The sequence below is a fragment of the Parashewanella spongiae genome (assembly GCF_004358345.1).
GTDB classification, from domain to species: domain Bacteria; phylum Pseudomonadota; class Gammaproteobacteria; order Enterobacterales; family Shewanellaceae; genus Parashewanella; species Parashewanella spongiae.
Map to the genome: position 1 here is coordinate 2,322,547 of NZ_CP037952.1, position 21,256 is coordinate 2,343,802.

Sequence of the window (21,256 nt, forward strand, 5' to 3'; positions counted from 1 at the left end):
ACACTGATTTGCTTTTAAGCACTAGAGAAATTTAAGAATATGAGCAAGAAAAATAAAATATTACCAAGAAAAGAATGGCTTGAATTTGTTACTGAAACTGATTGTAATGGCGAACTCAACATTAATTATTCAATAGATGGTTCTGGCGATATAAATAGTATTAATAATTTAAAAGATAGCTTTTTAACTCACTTTAGAAGCTATCAAGGCGAGAATAAAGAGAAAAAATTATCGGTTATAAGTTCAGGAGAAAAACCTTCACTTAGTCAAGAAAGGTTTAGCTTCGAAAATTTTGATAAAATTTACTTTATTGATACAAATGACTCTACATTTAGAGGCCAGAAAAGTTGCTCGACAGCAGTTTACGAGTTGCTCTACTTCAAAGATGCGTTAGCTACGCTTGGAGGGAAGCTATGTTTTAAATTTTTAGTTGGATTCTACCAATTTGATGTTCTAGAGGTGGCTAAAGGAGAAAGAATTGGTTGGCATTTATTTATTGAGAATTCAAGAATACTTCTAGATGCAATTGAAAGTAAAAAAGATATCCTTTTAGTTACAGATCATGAGCTTGGATTACATGAGAAAATAAATAATCGAGAAATACCTTACTATTTGGATTTTTTCTTACCTAAAAATGTAACACTTGGGTATGCTAAAGCAGATAAAGCGGGGTCGGTTCTAGAGTCTGGAATGAAAGTAGCTGACAAAATGTCGAATAAAATAAAAGAAGATTTTCACAAGTATTCGAGTAAGCGACTTAAAATCCAAACATTGAAATATGATAATAATTTCAAGGGTTATATAGAAGTGCCCAACTAAACGCACAGCAAGTGAATAATAAACCTATGATTTAAACGGGCGTAAGCCAAAACCTGTTTACCATAATTATCGTTGTGCGCATTTCAGTTGCAAGCCCTAAGTTGAATTTTTAGGGCTAGTCGAGACTCACAGCGATTTGATGTTCATAATTTGATTTTAGAGATACTTTTTCTAATGCAATCTATTGATTATGAACTGAAACCGAAACTCACTTTTGTCCAAAAGCGTGTTTCGTTCGGTATGATACTTTATTACTTCATTTCCCTTGTAAAAATGCCTTTAAGAGCGAATCAGTATGAAACTTTAGACTTTAGATAGCTAAAGTTTCAACGTACCAATCAAGGCTACAGAGCGATTGAGGATGAAACTTTATTACCCGACTACAATTATGAACCTAAATAAATCGGTTGAATGCACTATTTAACTTTAATATATTGAAGTTAAATACAAAATTAAACAACCCGAATTCACCCATCAGGTGAGTGCTGAACATTCATATACTTGCAAAATCACCGCTAGCTACGTTATAAATTTTGCAAGTCGAAACGAAGTAACGACAGTTTTGTATGTCGGTAAGGAACTGTCCCAAAATAACTTCCCTGTTTTGCTGTCGTTTATTTTTGAGCTTATACAAGGCGAAGAAAGTGTGGTGTAGTTACTCTACATAAGCTTTCGACAACACAGTAGAAGCCAAAAATAAACACAGCCCAAAGGGTTACGCTTAAAATTGCCACTCTCTGCGTTACTCATCTTTCATTTAGAATAACTAAACTTCATTCTTCGCGCCTTGATACTGGCAATTTTAAGCAGTAACAAATCGGGAAGTTATTTAGGGACAGTTCCTAACCACTACTTGCTGCTATTCATGCCTTGCTATCAGTAATTTTTTCTGCGTATATGAACGCTCCCAGCCGATCTATTTAGGATGAAGGCTAAAAATTGCAGTTATAGTTAAACTTTTTATATGCAAGAGGTGGATATACTTGGTATTTTTGTAGTTTAAGAAATCAATTGTGTATCGCATAATTGTCACGAATTATTGCAAAACGGCTTTTTCAATCCAAGGTTTGACAAAATCAGTGATCTTTTGCTGAGCAGCTGCATTTGGGTGAATCCCGTCACGTTGCATCAATTCCTTATGTGGAGCAATATCCATCATAAAAAATGGCATCAGGGTTATATCTTCTTTATCTTCGAGTTGGTGATATACCTGATTAAAGCTTTTACTGTAACGTGGGCCGTAATTGGGTGGGACAACAACTTCACTGAGTAACACCTTGGCTCCTGATTCTAAGCTTAATTTGATTAATTTTGTAAGATTTGATTTCAATTTTGTAGGTGAAAAACCACGTAGTCCATCATTTCCACCCAATTCGATAAAGACAACGTCAGGATCGTTAGACTCAAGGAGCTTGGGCAGTCTGCGTAATCCGCCCGCCGTAGTTTCACCGCTAACAGAGGCATTTATTATGGTATGTTGTGTCAATTCTGGTTTGAGTTTTGCCACCCAACCTTCATTTTCAGGCATTCCATAACTTGCGCTTAGGCTATCACCTAGGATTAAAATGGTGTCAGCGAATGTTGGTGCTGCTGTTAAGCATAAAATACTTACAGCTATTACTTTCTGTTTTACTGAACGATGACATATAAAGGATCGAATTTTGAGCGAAAATAATGCAAATAATCTAGCCATAAAAGTGGTTAACCTCGAAAAATCAGTAAAAACTCAAGAAGGTGAGCTTACTATCCTTAAAGGCATAGATCTAGAAGTCAAGCAAGGGGACAGTGTTGCGATTGTAGGACCATCGGGATCTGGGAAGTCGAGCTTGCTTGGTTTATTAGCAGCGTTAGATTCTCCAACGAAGGGAGAAGTGTATCTTGATGGTCAAGGACTATCCGATTTGAATGAAGAGCAGAAAGCGGCCATCAGGAAACAAAAAGTAAGTTTTATTTTTCAATCATTTATGCTGGTAGATACGTTAACAGCACTAGAGAATGTCATGTTGCCAGCCGAACTGGCTGGAATTCCAAATGCTAGAAGCAAAGCGCTTTCAATGCTTGAAAAAGTTGGCTTATCTCATAGGTTAAACCACTTACCCAAACAACTATCTGGTGGTGAACAACAACGGGTTGCTATTGCTCGTGCGTTTATATCTAAGCCTAAAGTATTATTCGCTGATGAACCAACTGGGAATCTTGATCAAGAAAACGGTGACAAGATTGAACAAATGTTGTTTGAATTGAATAAACAAAGTCAAACGACCTTAGTTGTAGTGACTCATGACTTAGCTTTAGCTGAGCAGTGTCGACGTCAGCTAAAGATGGAAGATGGGCACTTATCTGAAATTACACCAGCTGCGGAAAGGATAGCTTAATGGAATTAAAAATTGCATGGCGCTTATTTAGGCGTGAATTATTGCAAGGTCAGTTAGTCCTCATTTTGCTTGCAATTACACTCGCCGTCTTATCGGTTAGCGGTTTAGCCCGCGTAAGTGAGCGACTTCAGGCTGCCATATCTGGGGAAGCCAGTAAGTTTATCGCTGCTGATCGTATTATTGATTCTCCAATTAAGCTGGATGCTTCTGTTTTGCAGCAAGCAAGTACCTTAGGTTTAAAGCATATTGAAAACATGGAGTTTAATTCTATGGTATATGCGGATGATAAATTTCAGCTTGTCACAATTAAAGCGGTAGAAGACGGTTATCCGCTTAAAGGTACAATTGAACTCTCATCTGAGACATCAGACAAGTTACCGAAAGCCGATCAAGTCTGGTTTGAGACGAGATTAGCTGGGTTATTGGGGTATCCAGATCAAATTGAAATTGGCCGTAAAAGTTTCAAAATGAGTCAGCAAATCTCACGCTTACCAGATGCAGGTTTTAATCCATTTGCATCAGCACCTGTAGTGTTGATGCGTATAGATGATGTGGCTAAAACTGGAATTGTTCAGCCGGGTAGCCGAGTAACTTACCTGTATCAGTTCACGGGAACTTCAGTTCAGCTAGAAGCGTTTGAAGAATTTGTAAAACCATTATTGAACAATAGTCAACGGTGGCGTGATGTAGAGTCAGGTGACTCACCGCTTGCAGGCGCTATAAAACGGGCCGAAAAGTTTTTATTGCTTGCCAGCTTATTAGGTATCGCTTTAGCCTGTACATCGATAGGTATTGCTGCACAACGATACTGTCAACGCCATTATGATGCAGTAGCTATGCTAAAAACATTCGGGGCGAGTGCCAAGCAAATACGTTTTATTTTTGCTTTTCATCTGTTGTTGATTTGCTCACTAGGTATCGTATTAGGTTTAGCTGGTGGATTGCTGCTTGATCTCAGTTTGACAGAGTTTTTACCTCCCGAAATAGCGGCTTATTCACCTGCTGCTACTCGCCCACTTCTATTAGGAGTTAGCACAGGTCTACTGAGTGCTTTTATGTTCTCAGCATATCCTCTTCTACGTCTGCTCAGTATTCCACCTTTACGAGTTTTACAAAGGCAATTACAAACAGTATCCGTTGGGCAATGGTTAAATGTCCTATTAAGCATGACCGCTTTAGGTGGATTAGGATATTTGTATTCTCAAAATTTAGTTTTAACAGTTATTGTTATTGCCACAATCATTGTTTTAGCTTTGTTATTGTTGCTTGTGGGCTACTTAATGGTGCGCATGGGACAGGGAGCGGGCTTAAAGATCAGCAATCCTATGCAACTTGCACTCGCAGGTCTTAGACGACGAGCAAAGCAAAATGCAGTACAATTGGTGGGTTTTAGCAGTGCATTAGTTTTATTACTCACTATTTTCGCTCTGAGGCAAGATCTACTCGAAGAATGGCAACAACAATTACCAGAAAAAGCACCTAATTATTTTTTAGTGAATATTGCGCCAGAAGATACTAAGCCATTAGCTGACTTTTTTGAAAAACATGATTTGAGAGCCACAGACATTTACCCTGTAATCCGAGGTCGTATGACCAAGATCGGTGGACAAAGTGTTGTCACTCAATCTCAACTTGATAAAGGTGAGAAAGGGCGGTTAGGCGTTTCAAGGGAATTGAATTTAACATGGCGAGACACGATACCTCCAAATAATGAGATATTATCAGGGGAGTTTACGCAATCGGAGAGCGAAGTTTCACTCGAATCCGGTTTAGCTGAAAGGCTAAACATAAAGGTTGGCGAACAAATGACCTTTGTAATCGATAGTCAAACTATCGTTGTGAACGTATCGAGTATACGGCAAGTTCATTGGGAAACGTTGCAACCCAATTTCTATGTGATATTCAATAAAAAAGCCTTAGAGTCTTTTGCTTTTACTTCTATTACGAGCTTTTATCTTGAAGACAAAAAACTTCAGAAAGATGATGTCATTTTACAGTTGATACAGCAGTTCCCAACCATATCAATAATTGATGTAGGTGCTATGGTGGGGCAGTTAAGGCAGATAATAGATCAAGTTTCGCTCTCATTAACTTTAGTCTTAATATTGGTTATTCTAGCGAGCTCGCTAGTTTTAGTCGCTCAAACCGAGTCAGGCATGGCTCAACGTAAGCGCGAGTTAGCCGTTTTAAGGACCTTTGGGGCTTCAGGCTGGTTGTTGCGTTTATCTACCTTGCTCGAGTTTGCTTTACTCGGAGCCATTGCGGGCTTACTTGCGGTTTGGGTCGCTGAATTTGCTTTATACATGCTTAAGACTCAAGTTTTTGAACTAAGAGTCATGATGCATTGGCATTGGTGGTGGATGGCACCTGTCTCTGGAGTTACTATTGTAGCATCATTGGGCTTGTGGCGTTGTTGGGCGTTACTAAAGCAAGATTGTTCAAGCTTGTTACGTGAAAGCTAACAATCGTTACTGACTGAATCGAAGGCTATTTCAAAAAGTGTAAATAGCTTTCGATTATTACTAAGTTTATTAAGTCATTGAAAAAGGCCCCTGCAATTGGGATAACTAAAAATGCTCGATTTGATGGTCCATGATGAGCAACAATTGAATTCATGATAGTTACAGCTGTTGGTGTAGAACCTAAACCGAACCCACATTGCCCTCCTAAAATAACCGCTGCATCGTAATTTCTACCCATAAAATTAAAGGTTATCCAATATGAAAATATGACCATTAACATGGTTTGGAAAAAGAGAATAATCAATAAAGGAATCGCCAAATCAAATATATGCCATAGTTTTAGGTTAACAATCGCCATGGTCAAAAATAATGACAAGCAAAGGTTCGACACAAAGTCTAAGCTGAACTTTTCTAGCTTACATTTTGGTAGCAGCTCAAGGCAGTTAGTCATTATAATGCCTATAAAAATGGCGTAGACAAAAACCGGCATTCTAAACCAGCTAATTTCAGCCGTAACGACATTTTGTGCAATTAACTTAGCGGATGAAACACAAAAAATTAGCGCTAAAAGTACTTTTAAAATTTCTACAGATGTTGTGGTTTGGGATGAGTTTTGAGGCATTTTAACGGTGGAGGCGCATGAGTTGAAACATTTCGCCTTTAAGCTAGAAATTCTTTTATGGGCTAAAGGTCCTCCAATAATACCACCTACAATTAAACCAAATGTAGCGGAAGCAATACTGAGTTCAAGCACATTTAAACCAAAGTTCTTTTCAATCACCCCAGCCCATGCGATTGCCGTCCCATGTCCACCTGTTAACGTAATCGAACCTGCTACAAGTCCTATTATTGGTTCAAGCCCTAGTATTTTTGCGAGTGTTATGCCAAGCCCGTCTTGCAAAAAGATAAATGCGGCTGATAAAGCAAGAAAAACTAGAATACTGTGCCCACCTTCGATGATTTTCCTAACGTTAGCGTTCAAGCCTACAGAACTGAAAAACATCAGCATCAACATGTCTTGTTGAGGTACAGATAAAGAAACACTAATACGATTAAAGTGAAGCAAGGTAATAACAAAAGCCGCAAAAAGGCCACCAGTTATTGCAGGTGGAATATTAAATTTTTCGAGTATCAAAATCTTGTTATTGAGAGTATACCCCAAGAGTAATATTCCAATCACAATCACAAATGACCATAAAGAATCAAAAATAAAGACACTCGGCATATTTACCTCAACCTCAGATATCGGCAATTAACTTTATGTTCCTAAAATTTGAGTTAGGGCGTTATTTAGAGTTGGGTAATTAAACTCGAAGCCTGCACCCATTGCCTTTTGTGGGCTGACATATTGGCCCTCTGTAAGCAAATCACTCATTTCGCCCATGAGCATCTTTAAAACAAAAGATGGCATTGGGATAAAAGCGGGGCGCTTTAACACACGACCTAATGTTTTACTGAGTTCTCTATTGCTAACAGGATTAGGCGCAGTGGCATTAAAAACGCCTCTACAGTCTTGATGAGACATCAGGAATTGAATTAATCTCAATAAGTCTCGCTCATGAATCCAACTCATTCCTTGTTTTCCAGAACTGATCGGCCCTCCTAATCCATACTTAAATAGGGGCAACATTTTTTCAAGAGCTCCTCCTTTACAGCCTAAAACAACACCAATACGGAGAATACATACACGTGTGTTGTCGTTTTGAGCTAATAGGGCTAAACGTTCCCATTCGTGGCAAAGATGATGGGTGAATTCTGGGGTAGGGGGAGAACCTTCGGAAATTGAAGTTGCGTTTTGTCGCCCATAATATCCAATAGCAGAGGCACTGATAAAACAACTGGGGGGCTCAGAACTGTTTAGGATTAATTCGCTTAATTTGGCCGTTATATCCCATCGGCTTTTACATAAAGTATTTTTGTGCTCGGTGGTCCATCGCTTTTGAACAATTGGCTCGCCGGCAAGGTTAATAATTAAGTCGTAATCATTTAGGTCGTTAAGTTGCTCGAGACTAAAAATAAATTCGGGCCTTGAGCCTAAGTTTTCGGCTGCTCGCGTAGGGTTTCTCGTTAAAACGGTAATTTGGTGGTGAGTACTGAGTAATGCAACAAGTTGTCGACCAATGAAGCCGGTACCACCAGTGATTAATATGTTCATATCGCCTCTATACTGCTTTCTTAAAGACAAAATTTTGCGAGACTCACAATCTAAACTAAGCTAATCCGTTAGACAGGGAAACTCATTTTTGATAACGCACTTCTAAGGATACTGAATCAGCGAATCTCAGTGCGTGTGGCTTATCTATCTCAACGATAGCGTATTCAACCCAATCGTGTTCACTGGCTATCGAAAGCACTTGATCGGTTAAATGTTCAAGTAGCGAAAATCGATTGTTTTCGACTAACGCGATAATTTTTTTTGTAATGACTTTATAGTTTAGTGCATCATTCATGTTATCGCTTTGGCGAGCCTTTATTGCTGGGTAATGGATGGTTGCATTAACGATAACATCTTGTTTGTTGATGATTTCATCTTCATTGATACCAATATATGTACGTAAACGAAGATTTTTAATGCGAATGATGGCAATTTCTGGTTTCATAAGTAAATTTAGTGAGTTATTTAGTTTTATGTTTAAAAGACTAGCAACTTTAACCTAAATAACAAGAGATACCGATAATCAAAAGACCTTATTGATTATCGGTGAATATAAAAAGGATTAAAGGCGAAATGAATCGATTTGACCATAGCTCGGCGGCTGTGAAAAGTTTTGTAATTCTTGCTTGTGTGGTTGTTTTACTTGCTGGAGTAAAAACAGCGAGCACGATAATAGTTCCATTTGCATTGTCGATATTTATTGCGGTGATCTGTAACCCTGCCATCGTATGGATGACACGATATCGAGTACCAAAATGGCTAGCTGTTTTGATGTTGATGGTTTTTATCGTATTGATGGGGTTATGGCTAGCTAGCATTGTAGGCAGCTCAATAAATGAGTTTTCAGAACAATTACCACACTATCGAGATCAACTTATACAAAGGTTTAGTTGGCTGTTAGAGCGCTTACAAAGCTTTAATATTCAAATTTCTAAGCAACAGGTTTTGAATTATTTTGACCCTGGAATCGCCTTGTCGATGACGACAAACATGCTTTCAGGAGTCGGTAATGTAATGGCCAATATGTTTTTGATCATACTAACCGTCGTTTTTATGTTGTTTGAGGCAAGCTCGTTACCTAAAAAGTTGCATATTGCTCTAGATGATCCAGAAATGCGGTTACAGCAAATAGATAAATTTTTGCAATCAGTAAACCAATATATGGTGATTAAGACGTTAGTAAGTCTTGCAACAGCAGTTGTAGTAGGAATAGGTCTATGGATTATCGGAGTTGATTATGTGCTGTTATGGGCGGTTGTTGCTTTTCTATTCAATTATATTCCTAATATTGGTTCAATCATTGCTGCAATTCCAGCTATTTTATTAGCATTAATTCAAATTAGTCCAGCGGCGGCTGGTGCAACAGCTGTTCTGTATGTCGCGACCAACATGGTTATGGGGAATATAGTAGAACCTCGCTTCATGGGACGAGGTCTTGGTCTGTCAACGTTGGTCGTATTTTTGTCATTAATATTTTGGGGATGGTTGCTAGGTTCAGTCGGCATGTTGTTGTCAGTTCCACTTACTATGGTTGTAAAAATAGCTTTAGAATCCAGTCAAAGCGGCGGTTGGTTGGCTGTGTTGTTATCTGATGACGGAACAGCCTGATAGTAAATGTTGTTATGCGTGTAGCTCGCGTGATGTATTGCGAGCTACTTTAGTATAAACGATGTTAAATTCTTTATCTGTGAATGCCTTGATATTTGCTCGCTTGATGACCGCAATTAACCACTCCTGACCTAGTTTTAATAATTCATCAGATTGGTAATCTGCATTTGGACGCGGCACATCACTCCACTCAGAGTCGATAGATTTTTTAAAATCTTTTATAACATAACTGCCAAGTTGAGGGTTCTCAAAAATTTCTTTAGGTAAATATCCCCCTTCATGAGTAACATCAAACATCATCATTTCACCGACGAAGTGTATTTCACATCTTATTCTGTCTTGCAAAGTATAAAAAATAATGACGGCTGAATGGCCCTGTTGCTTTTCGGGAGAGTTAGAAATTCTACAAGAATTAATGTTAAGCTCGTGCCATATATCATGAAATGTAAGTAAGCCAGAAGACATATTGATTTCATCGTGAAGGCAGAGGTTTCTAGTCGTCAATCCGATAGGTACTAATGCGGTATGTTGGCATAGATTTATACTTTTTACACTATGGCCTGTAAAAGATGGTACTAAGATCTTCTCTCCAAAGCTGTTAGCAATCATGTATCTATATAAATTAATGTAATTTCTCCCCTCGATTATATTGAAGGCTGTTGAGCCAAAAAGGAAAAATAAAATAGCTGAAATTTCTCGATATTCTTCTTCGTTATCATGTTCAGAACTTGATAAGCACGACGTACTTTTTTCGTTAAATTTAGACAGTAACAATCCCCATTTTCTTTTCAAAAAGTGTGATAAAGTTATTGTGTTTTCAGTATAAAAATTATTAGCACTACTATCAGAGGCGAGGATTTTCAGTTGTTGGAAGTAATTAATACGAGTTCGAATCATTCCAACACATGTTGAAAGTATTTCTTGTCTTGGTTCATTTTCACAAAAAGGAATTGATTGAAAGGCGAAAACATCTTGAGTAATTGCGTATACAATTGCTATTTCTAAAGATTCTCTATATTCATAATTTTTATGCGAAAGCTCCTCTACTCTTTGTCTAAAGCGAATTAAAGCATCTTTATCCGATTTAGGTAACCATTCTGATTTGATTTGTAAATCTAGTTGTTTTTTTATTGCATTTGCCGTGTGATACATACATGGCATTTGGCAGTCAATAGTAGCTGTTTTTTCTGCAAGTATATCTAACTGATATGCAAAGTGATGCCAGTCTTTTTCAGTATCAAAAAACTCTTCTGGTGTCATAAATGCGACTTTATCAAATTTAGAAAAAGAAATTTTTGCTGTTAAATATGAAACACGAGCACTTTTATTAACACTTAAACTGGACGGAATTAGTGTTTCTGTCTCAGTTTCTGTTTCAATGGTATTTTCGAGCTGAGGGTTTATATTTGGGACTGCTGGCGTTTTTAACTGAGTGCCAGTTGAATAATCCTGAGTTAAATGAACTGGGGAGCCTATAAGCGTCATTTATTAATATTTCAACGTATGAAGATATAAAATAAGATGTTAGCCCAGTTAGTTACTTTATTCGCATAATGTTAATTAGAATTAACCCAAGATTTATGTGCATTAAATAAAAGTTGAACTGTTATAACTCAAGTTTCGGAGTTCATTTTTAGCTAAAATCATGGGTACTTTCCAGTAGAAATAGCCTCTTGGCGTAATGTAAAAGTATCCATTTGCAAGACTTGATTAAAAAACGAGGTCACTTCTTCGTTGATTTTATTCAGTATGATTTCGCTTTCTGTTGTTGATAACGAAGAAATACTAGAAACTGCATCGCTGATCAAAGCCTTAAATAAGCCCCATAATTTACAAGCAAAATCTAAATTTTGTAGACTGTCGCAAAGCAGGTTTCTTGAGTCCGGTAGTTATAATTACAGTCTTTGCATATCAGCAGTGGAATACTGTTTTGATATACAGGTGTGTATACTTCAATAGTTTACAAAGTTGCTAGGATGATTACTTCGAGATGCTAAGCGAGATTTAAAGTGCTATTGAGTTTTCAATTAATGTCTTTCTTCTATAATATTGTGTTTTACTAGGATGTACGCCTCAATTGTTAAAAAATAAAATGTCATCTTATGGTGTAATTTAAGGGATTTGTGACAATGTTATGGTGGAATTTATTCTTTTTTAAAAAAAAATCGCTGCCCATTCTATGAGCCTTGTAGACTATTTTTAATGTCAACTTATGTTGTAATCACCAAATTGTTTAACCAGATCTTTGAACCGAATTATAAAAGAGCCTAATGATCATACTTGTTTAGACTTATTTGTTAATTGGAAAATACTATTTAATAATCTATCTTTCTTTTAAAGACTCATCTTGGTATTTCAAAAATGGTGCTAGGAAGTATTCTAACAGCCTTCTTTTACCTGTTTTTATTTCTACAGTAACGCTCATTCCTGATTGAAGGGGGACATGTCGATTGTCAACGAGAATTTGGGTTTGCTCTATTGATACCCTGATTGGGTATACGCGTCCAATCCCCTTTTGCTCTACAGAGTCATTAGAAACATGACGAACTGTCCCGTCAACTAATCCATAACGAGTGTACGGGAAGCTTTCAATTTTTATTTCAGCATGCATATCTTTGTGTATGAAACCTACATCTTTATTTAAAAGCATTGCTTCAACTTCCAATGTGGCATTTTCAGGGACAATGACCATAAGTGGTTGTGCAGCTTGAATAACACCGCCTAAAGTATGAACTTGTAACTGTTGTACGGTTCCAGAGACAGGAGCTGTGAGGTAGCGGTTTTGTTCTCGCTCTTCAGCTTTTGTTAAAGTCAGTTTATAAGACTTTATTTCTTTTCTTTGTGCGCCGAGCTCTTTTAGTTTTTCAGAATGAAACTGCCTATCTTGCTGGACACCTGAACTTTTTAAAGCGGCAAGTTTAGCTTTAGCCTCTTCTAGTCTACTTGCTTGTACTTTTAGATTTTGTGATGTTTCTACTTGTTTCTCTTTGTATGCAAGCCAATCTACATATGAAACATGTCCTTTATCTCTTAGCTTTTTGGTAACTTTTTCTTGCTCTGTAAAAAGCGGGGTTAGCTCTTTTAGCCTTTGTATATCTGTTTTTACTGACTCAATTGTAGCTTGTTGTTGTTTTATGGAAGCTGCTAAGCTTGCTTTCATTGAGTTAAATAACTCCAAGTCTTTGTAAAATTGTTGATTTTGAAGCTGTATTTGTTGCTTGTTTGCAATTGATAAAAATTCTTTATTAACCTTTTCTAATTCACTGTTGAAATTAACCTTTTGTGTCGTTTCCATTTTAGATAACAATAACTCTATACGAAATGCATTAAGTTGTGCCGACAATAGGTTTGCTTTTACTTGTTTAACGTCTACTTCTGTATCAGTTGGATCCAGTTTGATTAGCGCCTGTCCCGCTTTCACTTTTTGGCCTTCAGTAACATAAATTTGCTCGACCTTACCAATTTCAAGCGCTTGAATTGATTTGACTTGGCCTTGAGGAATGATTTTTCCTTGTGCTACAGCTTCGATGTCAATTTTTCCGAACCATGCCCATAAAACGGCAATAGAAAATAGAGCAAGGATTGTAAGCGAAACGGTTCTGCCGATTGGCGAAGCTGGGGTTTCCAAAATTTCTACTGCGGCAGGTAAAAACTCTAGCTCGTTACCGCTGAGTTTTCTGTCTGGAATTTTATCATAATGCTCTTTAGCCGCTTTCCAGAGTTCACGGTATTTTTTTAATATTTCTAACATTACTATGCTTCTCCTATTTGTGCCGACCATAACATCGCATAGCGCCCTTTGCTCTCAAGCAATTCATCATGAGATCCATCTTCTATGATGACTCCTTCTTCGACAGTGAGAATTCGGTCACAGTGCCGAACAGTTGAAAGACGATGAGCAATAATAATCACTGTTCTTCCACGGCAAATACTCTGCATGTTATCTTGAATTGCTCGCTCAGATTCATAATCCAATGCTGATGTTGCTTCATCAAAAATCAAGACTCTCGGATTCGTTACAAGAGCTCTGGCGATAGCTATACGTTGGCGTTGCCCTCCTGATAGGCCTGCGCCTCGTTCACCTAATAAGGTATCGTAACCTTGAGGTAGTTTTAAAATAAACTCGTGAGCACCTGCCATTTGTGCTACTGCAATTATGCGCTCCATTGATAGTGTTGGATCCGTCAGTGCGATGTTATCTTTTATCGAGCGGTTAAATAGAATGTTTTCTTGAAGTACAACTCCTACTTGACGTCTAAGCCATGCTGGATCTAAAAGTGCTAGATCATTGCCATCGATCATAACTCTTCCTTGCTCTGGAATATAAAGACGCTGTATTAGTTTGGTAAGAGTGGATTTACCTGAACCGGAACGACCAACTACCCCAATGATTTGTCCAGCACCTATTTCTAAGTTAACCCCTTGTAGCACCTTTTGAGCAGTCGGTGAGTAACGAAAATGTACGTCATCAAATTGAATTTTTCCTCTAATCGGTGGAAGTGTTGGACGATTTAAGCTTTGCTGTGGTTCTTGGGGGACGTTCAGTACATCACCTAACCTGTCGAGAGAAATTCGAAATTGCTGAAAGTCCTGCCATAGTTGAGCAAGACGTAAAATAGGCGCTGCTACTTGTCCTGAAAGCATATTAAAAGCAATTAGCTGACCAACGGTAAGATCTCCATTGATCACCAATTGAGCACCTTTCCAAAGTAGAATAGCTGATACAATTCTGCTCACAAGTTGAACAGATTGCCCTCCAAAAATACCTAACACCACCGACCGAAAAGAAGCTTTGACATAACCTGCCAGCTGTTCTTCCCATCGTTGGCGCATTTGGGGTTCTACTGCCATTGATTTAAGCGTTTCCATTCCGGTTATGGATTCGGTTAGAAACGCTTGATTAACGGCTCCTCTTTGAAATTTTTCTTCTGTTCGAGCTCTTAATTCTGGGGTAATTAAAAATGAAATAATGAAATAAACAGGAATCGAACCTAATACAATGTAAGTTAGGGTTGGCGCATAAAAATACATCACAATGAAAAAGACAAATGTGAAAAATAAATCTAAAACAACAGTTAATGCATTTCCTGTTAAAAATGATCGTATACTTTCTAGTTCTCTTACCCTAGCTACAATTTGACCTACTGGTTGAGAGCTAAAATAAGCAATTGGCAGCCTCATCATGTGATCGAATAGCCGAGAACCTAATTCAACATCAACTCTACTTGTCGTATGAGAAAAAACATAAGTTCTTAGCCCGTTTAGAGTTATATCAAAAATTGTTATGACTAATAGTCCAACAACTAATACATCAAGTGTTGTTAATCCTCTATTAACCAAAACCTTATCCATAACGACTTGAAAAAAGAAAGGAGTAACTAAAGCAAATAATTGAATAAAAAAAGAAACAAGTAATACTTCTTTAAATAGTTTTCTATATTTTACAACGACAGGAATGAACCAACTAATATCGAACTTTCTGTCTTTGCCTGCCAACATTGCTCTACTTGTCATAAAGACTGCTTGACCATCCCATCGGGCCCATAAAGATTCAAGTGGCAGTTGTTCAGGTTTTTCTCCTGGAACCTGTATTAAGGCTTTGCCATCTTTAACTGCAGCAATAATAAAAAATGTTTTATCTTTTGAATGAGCAATGAGCGGAAATGCAGCTTTTTCTAATCTATTCTGTTTAATTTTTCCATATCTGGCTTTAACTCCAAGTTTTTTTGCTGTTCTAACCATTGTTATTGGTGTGAGATCTTCTCCACCAGGACAATATTCATGTTTTATGGTTTCAGGATCTGCTGGTTTTTTTAAATATTGCAATAACATAGTAAGGCAAATTAAACCTGTAGGAACTTGTTCTTGCTCATTATTATTATTCTCATCAGATGAGTTTTTTTCTTTCATATTAAACTTCTTATATAAAACAAAAGTGTTAAATAATTAAGTAAAGGTGAATGTTAATGTGTTAAATATAAATTCTAATTAATTAAATTTAAACAATAAATTAACAAATAACTTTAACTTGTGACTTTGATCAACGAATAATTGATTATTTAAATATATTATTTTTACAATTTAAATTACTTAATCAAAAGTGAGATTGTCATGAAAAAAATATTATTTGCATCAGTATGTTTAAGCTTTTCATCATTTATTAATGCTGCTTGCCATAATCATTTAGATATGGGAACACCAAACGATAGTGATCAATTATTATGTAGAGACGGTTACGCAGTAGGCTATAATTATCAAAAGAAAGTAGCTAATTGGGTTTCGTATTACATAACAAAAGATAGTGTTAACGCATTTTATAAACGCTCAAATAGTTTCAAAACTGATAAAGAACTCCCATCTCAATTTCAATCAACTTCAACTGACTATTCTCGAACAGGTTATGACCGAGGGCATTTGGCTCCATCAGGCACTGTTGACTTCAGTAAAGACTCAATGCAACAGAGTTTTCTAATGTCGAATATGGCTCCTCAATTACCTGGTTTTAATCGAGGTGGCTGGAAAGGATTAGAAGATAAAATTCGGAATTGGGCAAATACTTATAATGAATTATATGTAATTTCTGGTCCAGTTTGGGATGGTAATGAAGAATATATTGGTAATGGTGTATATATACCAAATGCATTTTTTAAAGTGATTTTAGATCCTTATTATAATGATTCAATAGCTTATCTAATTCCTCATCAAAAAGTTAAATCAAGTGAGATGTCAAAATATATTACAACTGTCAATAAAGTGGAGGAATTAACTGGGTTTGATTTCTTCTCTGAATTAAATGATGGGGTTGAGGAAGACGTGGAATCACAATTATGGGAAACGTGGTAATTAAGTTTTTAATATTTATAACTTTATAATTGTTTAGTTGTTGTCTAAATAACGAAGTTTGAAAAATGTATTTATTAGATAACTAGTTAAAATATATTTGGATTGTTATTTAGACAATATTGTTCTAGATCAAAGATGGAATTTTGAACAATGAACATATTGGTAGAAAAGTTAAACAGGTATTTATTATGGGTTTATGGAGTTGGGTTAAATCTGCAGTTACGGGGAATTGGGAAGGCGATGGTAGTAGTGAACACAAAACGCTTATTCATCTACGTGCTCAGATGTGGGGAAACGGTGGTAATGATCATTTAACTGCTTATGGAGCATGGGCCAATATATGGGGTGGCTCAGGAAGCGATACATTAGAGGCATGGGCTGGAAATGCTCGTTTGTATGGTGAATCAGGCAATGACCGTATAGTGAGCAACGGTGCAAACGCAGAAGCCTATGGTGGCACCGAAAATGACTATATCGAAGTGACAGGCATAAAGGCAAAAGCTGACGGCGGGGATCACAACGATACGGTTATTGGTCGAGGTATCCATGCTACGTTGAGTGGCGGAAATGGTAATGATACGGTTAAAGCGTATGGTGCTTACGCAACTGTCTCAGGAGGAAGCGGTAACGATATTTTACGTGCTTATGGCCTCTACGTAAAAGTGTACGGTGGTATTGGCGATGACAGAATTAGCTCGGTCGCAGGTGGTGCAAAGATTTACGATTGGAATGGAAATAATAAAATATATGCAGCCGCAGGCGCAAACATCATTGAAACTGGTTGGGCATTTAGTAAAGGTAATGACCGAATTGAAGCGATAGGTGGTGCAAATATCATCAGTGCTGGTGGTGGTAACAATGATATTGATGTATTGGGTGGTGGAAATCTCATACAAACAGCGCATGGCAACAGTGATATTGTAGCGGGCGGCTTAGCTAATATTGTACTTTCAGGCAATGGTAACAACGATGTCACAGCACTAGGTGGCGCAAATATTCTATTGCTCGGTCATGGCTCTAATGACGTCAATGCTGGCGGTGGTGCAAATGTTGTAATGTCAGGAAATGGCGATAATGACATTTTAGCTGCTGGAGGTGTCAATATTGTAATGACTGGAAACGGGCATAATGACATTACAGCTTTGGGAGGAGGCAATTTAATTACTGCAGGAAACGGCAATGACGAAATAAAGGCAGGCGGTCTGGCCAATGTAATTGTTGCAGGCAATGGTAATAATAATATTAAAGCTCTTGGTGGCAGTAATTTTATCCAGTCGGGTAAAGGTGATGATCATATTGTTGCTGGTGGAGGCGGAAATGCCATCGTCGCAGGTGATGGAAGAAACGAGATATATGCGCTTGGATATGCCAATGGCATTTGGGGTGGTAAAGGTGATGATCATGTTGCCGTTGGTGGTCGATATAATACCAGTATTCTAGGGGATGGAAATAATAATCTAATCTCTGTAGGCGAGTTAAATGTTGCTTTCTCGGCTGGAGGAGATGACTTCATTGGCATGTATGGAATGAGTAACATTGCACATGCTGGTGGTGGTGACAATGTTATTGCAGCACTAGGTAATTCAAATGTCCAAATAACAGCATCAGGTGACGATCTATTACTCGCAGGCGGTGTTGGTAATCTTCAGGTTGCAGGTGATGGTGATAATGCTCTGGCAGCAGCAGGTTTGGTTAATATCCAATGGGCTGGCTCAGGCGACGACACCATGTTAGCAGCGGGTAAAGGTAACATCCAACTTGCTGGTGACGGAAACAACAGTTTATTTGCAGCAGGTCAGTATAACTTCCAACTATCTGGCTCTGATGATGATTTCGCAATTGCCCTTGGGCAGTACAATATTTCAGTGACTTCGTCAGGCAAAGATACTGTAGTCGCTGGCGGACAATATAATGTTGTATTCTCTGGTGGTGATGATGATACCTTACTCGTAGCGGGTGAAACTAATGTTGTTGCTACAGGCTGGGGAAATGATACTGGCATATTTGGTGGTAAAAACAATATTGTACTACTTGAAGGTGGTGATGATACAGCGATTGTTGGTGGTAAAACGAATGTTGTCTTTGCTGGTGGCGGCGATGATAAGCTTTTAATTGCTGGTGAAAGTAACTATGTTACCGCTGGTAGTGGTTCAGATTTACTCATTGTTGGTGGCAAAAATAATTGGGTTGCTACTGATAATGAAGTAACTTTCAACTTAGAAGATTTACCCGGTGGTGGAGAGTACTCTTTCGATTACTCAAAAAATAAGAACTTAGGGGAGTATGTTGATAGTAACTCTGCTCGTAATTTGGAGGCAAACCTAACGGCTTCTGCTGAAGTACGAATGAGCGGAGAATTAGCTGCAATTTTCCCAGATATTGAGTTTTCGCAAGCTGATACCCCTGACTGGTCTATTCCAACATTAACCATTCCGCAATTTGATTTTGAGATCCCAGATCTTCCAGAACTGAAATCACCTGAAGCTGACTTCAAATACGGAAGCTTACCAAGTTATGGTGTTCCAAGTATTTCACTTCCAACTCTCTCTACTCCTGAGCTACAAATTCCAAATATCACATTACCTTCAATTACCATTCCACGTTTAGCAGATATGAACATCGATCTTCGTGATTGGAACATTGCGGGCAGTTATGATCTTAACTTTGGGATAGATGGTACAGGTGCCGCTGCAAGTGAATTACTCAATGGCTTAACGGGCGGTACACAATACTTGGGTGAAGAGCTTGATAGTAAAGTTAGAGAAGCGGCCAATACTGCTGAAAGTAATGATTTAGGTATTTTTGCATCAGGTGAGTTTGATTTAACAGACAGTCCAAATCGTGAAAGTACTGAGAGCAATAAAATAGGTATTAATTACATTGTTGGTGAGCAAAGCAAAGAGTTCGAATTCTTTAAGCCACTAGTAGAATCTATTGATCAAGACCGTGATACGACTCCAGAGTCCTCAGGTGAGCGTGCAACTAATGAATTCCGCTTACCCACGATTACTATTGGGGCATTAACAGCGCCAAATATCAGATTAAATTCATTCAGTTTTGAAGGTTTTAGTTCTCTATTAGCCAAGAAAATTAGTGGTCGTGACTTTTACGGTCATGAAGCGCAAGAGTTTACATTACCTACGTTAGCAACACCTGAATTTGATCTTCATGATGTAATTGGTAAAGAAAATCTAACGTCTAAAGAAAAGACATTTGAATTACCAACCATCACATTACCTGAAATTCAAGGCGTTGATTGGGCTAAGTATCTCCCAGATCTCGATAGTCAATTTGATTTGCTGAAAGATAATGGTGACATGGCACTTGTTGCAGGTGAAACAAATAAAGTATTAATGGGAAGTGGTGGTGATGCCGCCATTGTTGCAGGTCGCAGTAACTGGTTACAGTCCGGTGACGGTAATGACATTGCTTTACTCGCTGGTGAAACTAACCAGTGGTACGGTAATGATGGCAATGACTTGGCAATCGCAGGTGGTAAAGAGAATACTCTCTTTGGCGGTAAGCATAATGACGTGCTCATCAGCATGGGACAAGAAAATACGATTGAAGCAGGTACTGGGCGAGATATCTCAATTGCTATCGGAGATCAAAACCAGATTTCCAGTACAGATGGTGATGACTTATCTGTTGCAATTGGTAATCAAAACAACATTGAAGCCGGTAATGGCAAAGCCAATACTCTGATTGCCATTGGTCGTACGAATGATGTCAGAGGTGCGAATGCAGATGATTTGGTTATCACTATTGGTGAAACCAATAATGTTTACGGAAATTCAGGCCACGATACTCTTTCAGCTATTGGACAAAACAATACTATCTACGGTGGCGATGGCAATGACGTGCTGCTTGGTGTTGGTGATGAGAATACGTTGAAAGGAGATGCGGATAATCGTTATTCCGGGAATGATGTCGTTATTGGTCTTGGCGGTGAAAATTACCTGACAGGTGGAAAAGGTGATGATGCCCTTTACGGTGTAGGCCAAAGCAATGAAATCATTGGTGGCTCTGGCAACGACTTTGGTGTTGTTGCAGGTGAATACAATGAAACTAGTATGGGTTCAGGTAACGATATCACCATTGGTATAGGCAGAAATAATGATTTATCAGCAGGCAGTGGAGATGATTTTCTTATTAATTTGGGAGTAGACACTTATTTAGGTGGAGGCTCTGGAAATGATATCTTCTTCAACTTCGGTACTTCAGGTGAGAACGATGGAGGAAGTGGTGATGATGCTTTCTTAAGCTTTGGCTGGGGTACGCTAGATTTAATGCAATCTTCTGATCTTACTGATGATTTATATCTTCTTTACAAAGGCATGAATACTCTCCTTGAAGCGAATACCAGTTTTTATGTTGATGCTTTAAGCAACTGGATAAACACAGACAATACTCTGACGTTAGAAGGCGGCGAAGGTAATGACTACTTTGCTTCTGGATTTGGTCATCAAATAGCTAAAGGTGGTGAAGGTGCAGATACTTATGCATTTTATGCTGATAGTGGTGAATTCACTATCGAAGATAGTAAAGGTATTGATACTCTTGAAATTAAAAATTTAGGTTTGGACTTTGTTTTAGATTTAGATAATTTATTTTATAAAGACGGTCAGTTAACGGTAGTAAATAATTATCAAAGCTATGGCAGTATAAATATTTCTGGTTTTGATTCATCAGACAAACTGGTATTTGGTAATACTGAAATAAACTTTAGTGAATTAACAAACTATTGGGATAAGCAAGAAGACAAACTCTATTCATCAATTCGTGCAGAACTTCCTAACTTTTCTGAATTATCTTCTGGATTAACAGATATCTACGACAGTCTTAATGGAAGTGTTTTAGATGCAAATAATCCTTGGGTCACAGACTTCTTTAGTAAAGGCTTAACAGGGGCGTCAGATTCATTGCAAGGTTTATTTTCTAATGTTGATTCACAAATAAGAAGTTCATCAATGTTTAGTTGAAAATATTGAGCT

At 37.9% G+C, this 21,256-nt stretch carries 13 protein-coding genes; 6 read left to right on the top strand and 7 right to left on the bottom strand.

Going from position 1 to position 21,256, the window contains the following annotated elements:
* Positions 1–39 precede the first annotated feature (39 nt).
* Positions 40–819 (top strand): hypothetical protein, encoded by a 780-nt coding sequence (locus E2I05_RS08925; protein ID WP_121855268.1) that lies wholly within the window; start codon positions 40–42, stop codon positions 817–819.
* Between the two features lie 1,036 nt (positions 820–1,855).
* Here the strand turns inward: E2I05_RS08925 and E2I05_RS08930 are convergent.
* Positions 1,856–2,425, bottom strand: a complete 570-nt coding sequence (locus tag E2I05_RS08930; RefSeq protein WP_243641053.1) for an arylesterase — start codon at positions 2,423–2,425, stop codon at positions 1,856–1,858.
* Between the two features lie 55 nt (positions 2,426–2,480).
* Here E2I05_RS08930 and E2I05_RS08935 point away from each other — a divergent pair, with 55 nt between their 5' ends.
* Positions 2,481–3,194 carry an ABC transporter ATP-binding protein gene (locus E2I05_RS08935; protein ID WP_121852858.1) on the top strand — a complete coding sequence of 238 codons (714 nt, stop codon included), beginning with the start codon at positions 2,481–2,483 and terminating at the stop codon, positions 3,192–3,194.
* Complete coding sequence (locus E2I05_RS08940) at positions 3,194–5,656, top strand: ABC transporter permease (protein WP_121852859.1); 2,463 nt, start codon at positions 3,194–3,196, stop codon at positions 5,654–5,656. The genes E2I05_RS08935 and E2I05_RS08940 overlap by 1 nt, the downstream gene beginning before the upstream one ends.
* Before the next feature lie 25 nt (positions 5,657–5,681).
* On the opposite strand, the gene gltS is transcribed toward E2I05_RS08940, so the two are convergent.
* From gltS to folX, 3 genes are all read right to left on the bottom strand, one after another.
* Positions 5,682–6,908, bottom strand: a complete 1,227-nt coding sequence (gltS, locus tag E2I05_RS08945) for a sodium/glutamate symporter (RefSeq protein ID WP_218939905.1) — start codon at positions 6,906–6,908, stop codon at positions 5,682–5,684.
* Positions 6,909–6,914: 6 nt separating this feature from the next.
* Positions 6,915–7,811 (bottom strand): TIGR01777 family oxidoreductase, encoded by an 897-nt coding sequence (locus E2I05_RS08950; protein ID WP_121852861.1) that lies wholly within the window; start codon positions 7,809–7,811, stop codon positions 6,915–6,917.
* Positions 7,812–7,893: 82 nt separating this feature from the next.
* Positions 7,894–8,256, bottom strand: a complete 363-nt coding sequence (gene folX, locus E2I05_RS08955; protein WP_121852862.1) for a dihydroneopterin triphosphate 2'-epimerase — start codon at positions 8,254–8,256, stop codon at positions 7,894–7,896.
* A 128-nt stretch (positions 8,257–8,384) separates the two neighbouring features.
* On the opposite strand from folX, the gene E2I05_RS08960 reads away from it, so the two are divergent.
* The gene (locus tag E2I05_RS08960; protein WP_121852863.1) at positions 8,385–9,419 is read left to right on the top strand and encodes an AI-2E family transporter; all 1,035 of its coding nucleotides are present in this window, start codon (positions 8,385–8,387) and stop codon (positions 9,417–9,419) included.
* Positions 9,420–9,431: 12 nt separating this feature from the next.
* Here E2I05_RS08960 and E2I05_RS08965 read toward each other — a convergent pair whose 3' ends face one another.
* The 3 genes from E2I05_RS08965 to E2I05_RS08975 all read right to left on the bottom strand — a co-directional run bounded on the left by E2I05_RS08965 (position 9,432) and on the right by E2I05_RS08975 (position 15,329).
* Entirely contained in the window at positions 9,432–10,904 is a 1,473-nt protein-coding gene (locus E2I05_RS08965) for a hypothetical protein (RefSeq protein WP_121852864.1), read from the bottom strand.
* A gap of 838 nt (positions 10,905–11,742) precedes the next feature.
* Positions 11,743–13,170 carry an HlyD family type I secretion periplasmic adaptor subunit gene (locus E2I05_RS08970; protein ID WP_165905454.1) on the bottom strand — a complete coding sequence of 476 codons (1,428 nt, stop codon included), beginning with the start codon at positions 13,168–13,170 and terminating at the stop codon, positions 11,743–11,745.
* 2 nt (positions 13,171–13,172) lie between these two features.
* Positions 13,173–15,329 carry a type I secretion system permease/ATPase gene (locus E2I05_RS08975; RefSeq protein ID WP_121852866.1) on the bottom strand — a complete coding sequence of 719 codons (2,157 nt, stop codon included), beginning with the start codon at positions 15,327–15,329 and terminating at the stop codon, positions 13,173–13,175.
* Between the two features lie 201 nt (positions 15,330–15,530).
* Between E2I05_RS08975 and E2I05_RS08980 the strand changes: the two genes are divergently transcribed.
* Complete coding sequence (locus tag E2I05_RS08980) at positions 15,531–16,262, top strand: DNA/RNA non-specific endonuclease (protein WP_121852867.1); 732 nt, start codon at positions 15,531–15,533, stop codon at positions 16,260–16,262.
* Between the two features lie 143 nt (positions 16,263–16,405).
* Positions 16,406–21,244: a calcium-binding protein gene (locus tag E2I05_RS08985; RefSeq protein WP_133309580.1), complete on the top strand. Its 4,839-nt coding sequence runs from the start codon at positions 16,406–16,408 to the stop codon at positions 21,242–21,244.
* The last annotated feature ends 12 nt before the right edge of the window (positions 21,245–21,256 follow it).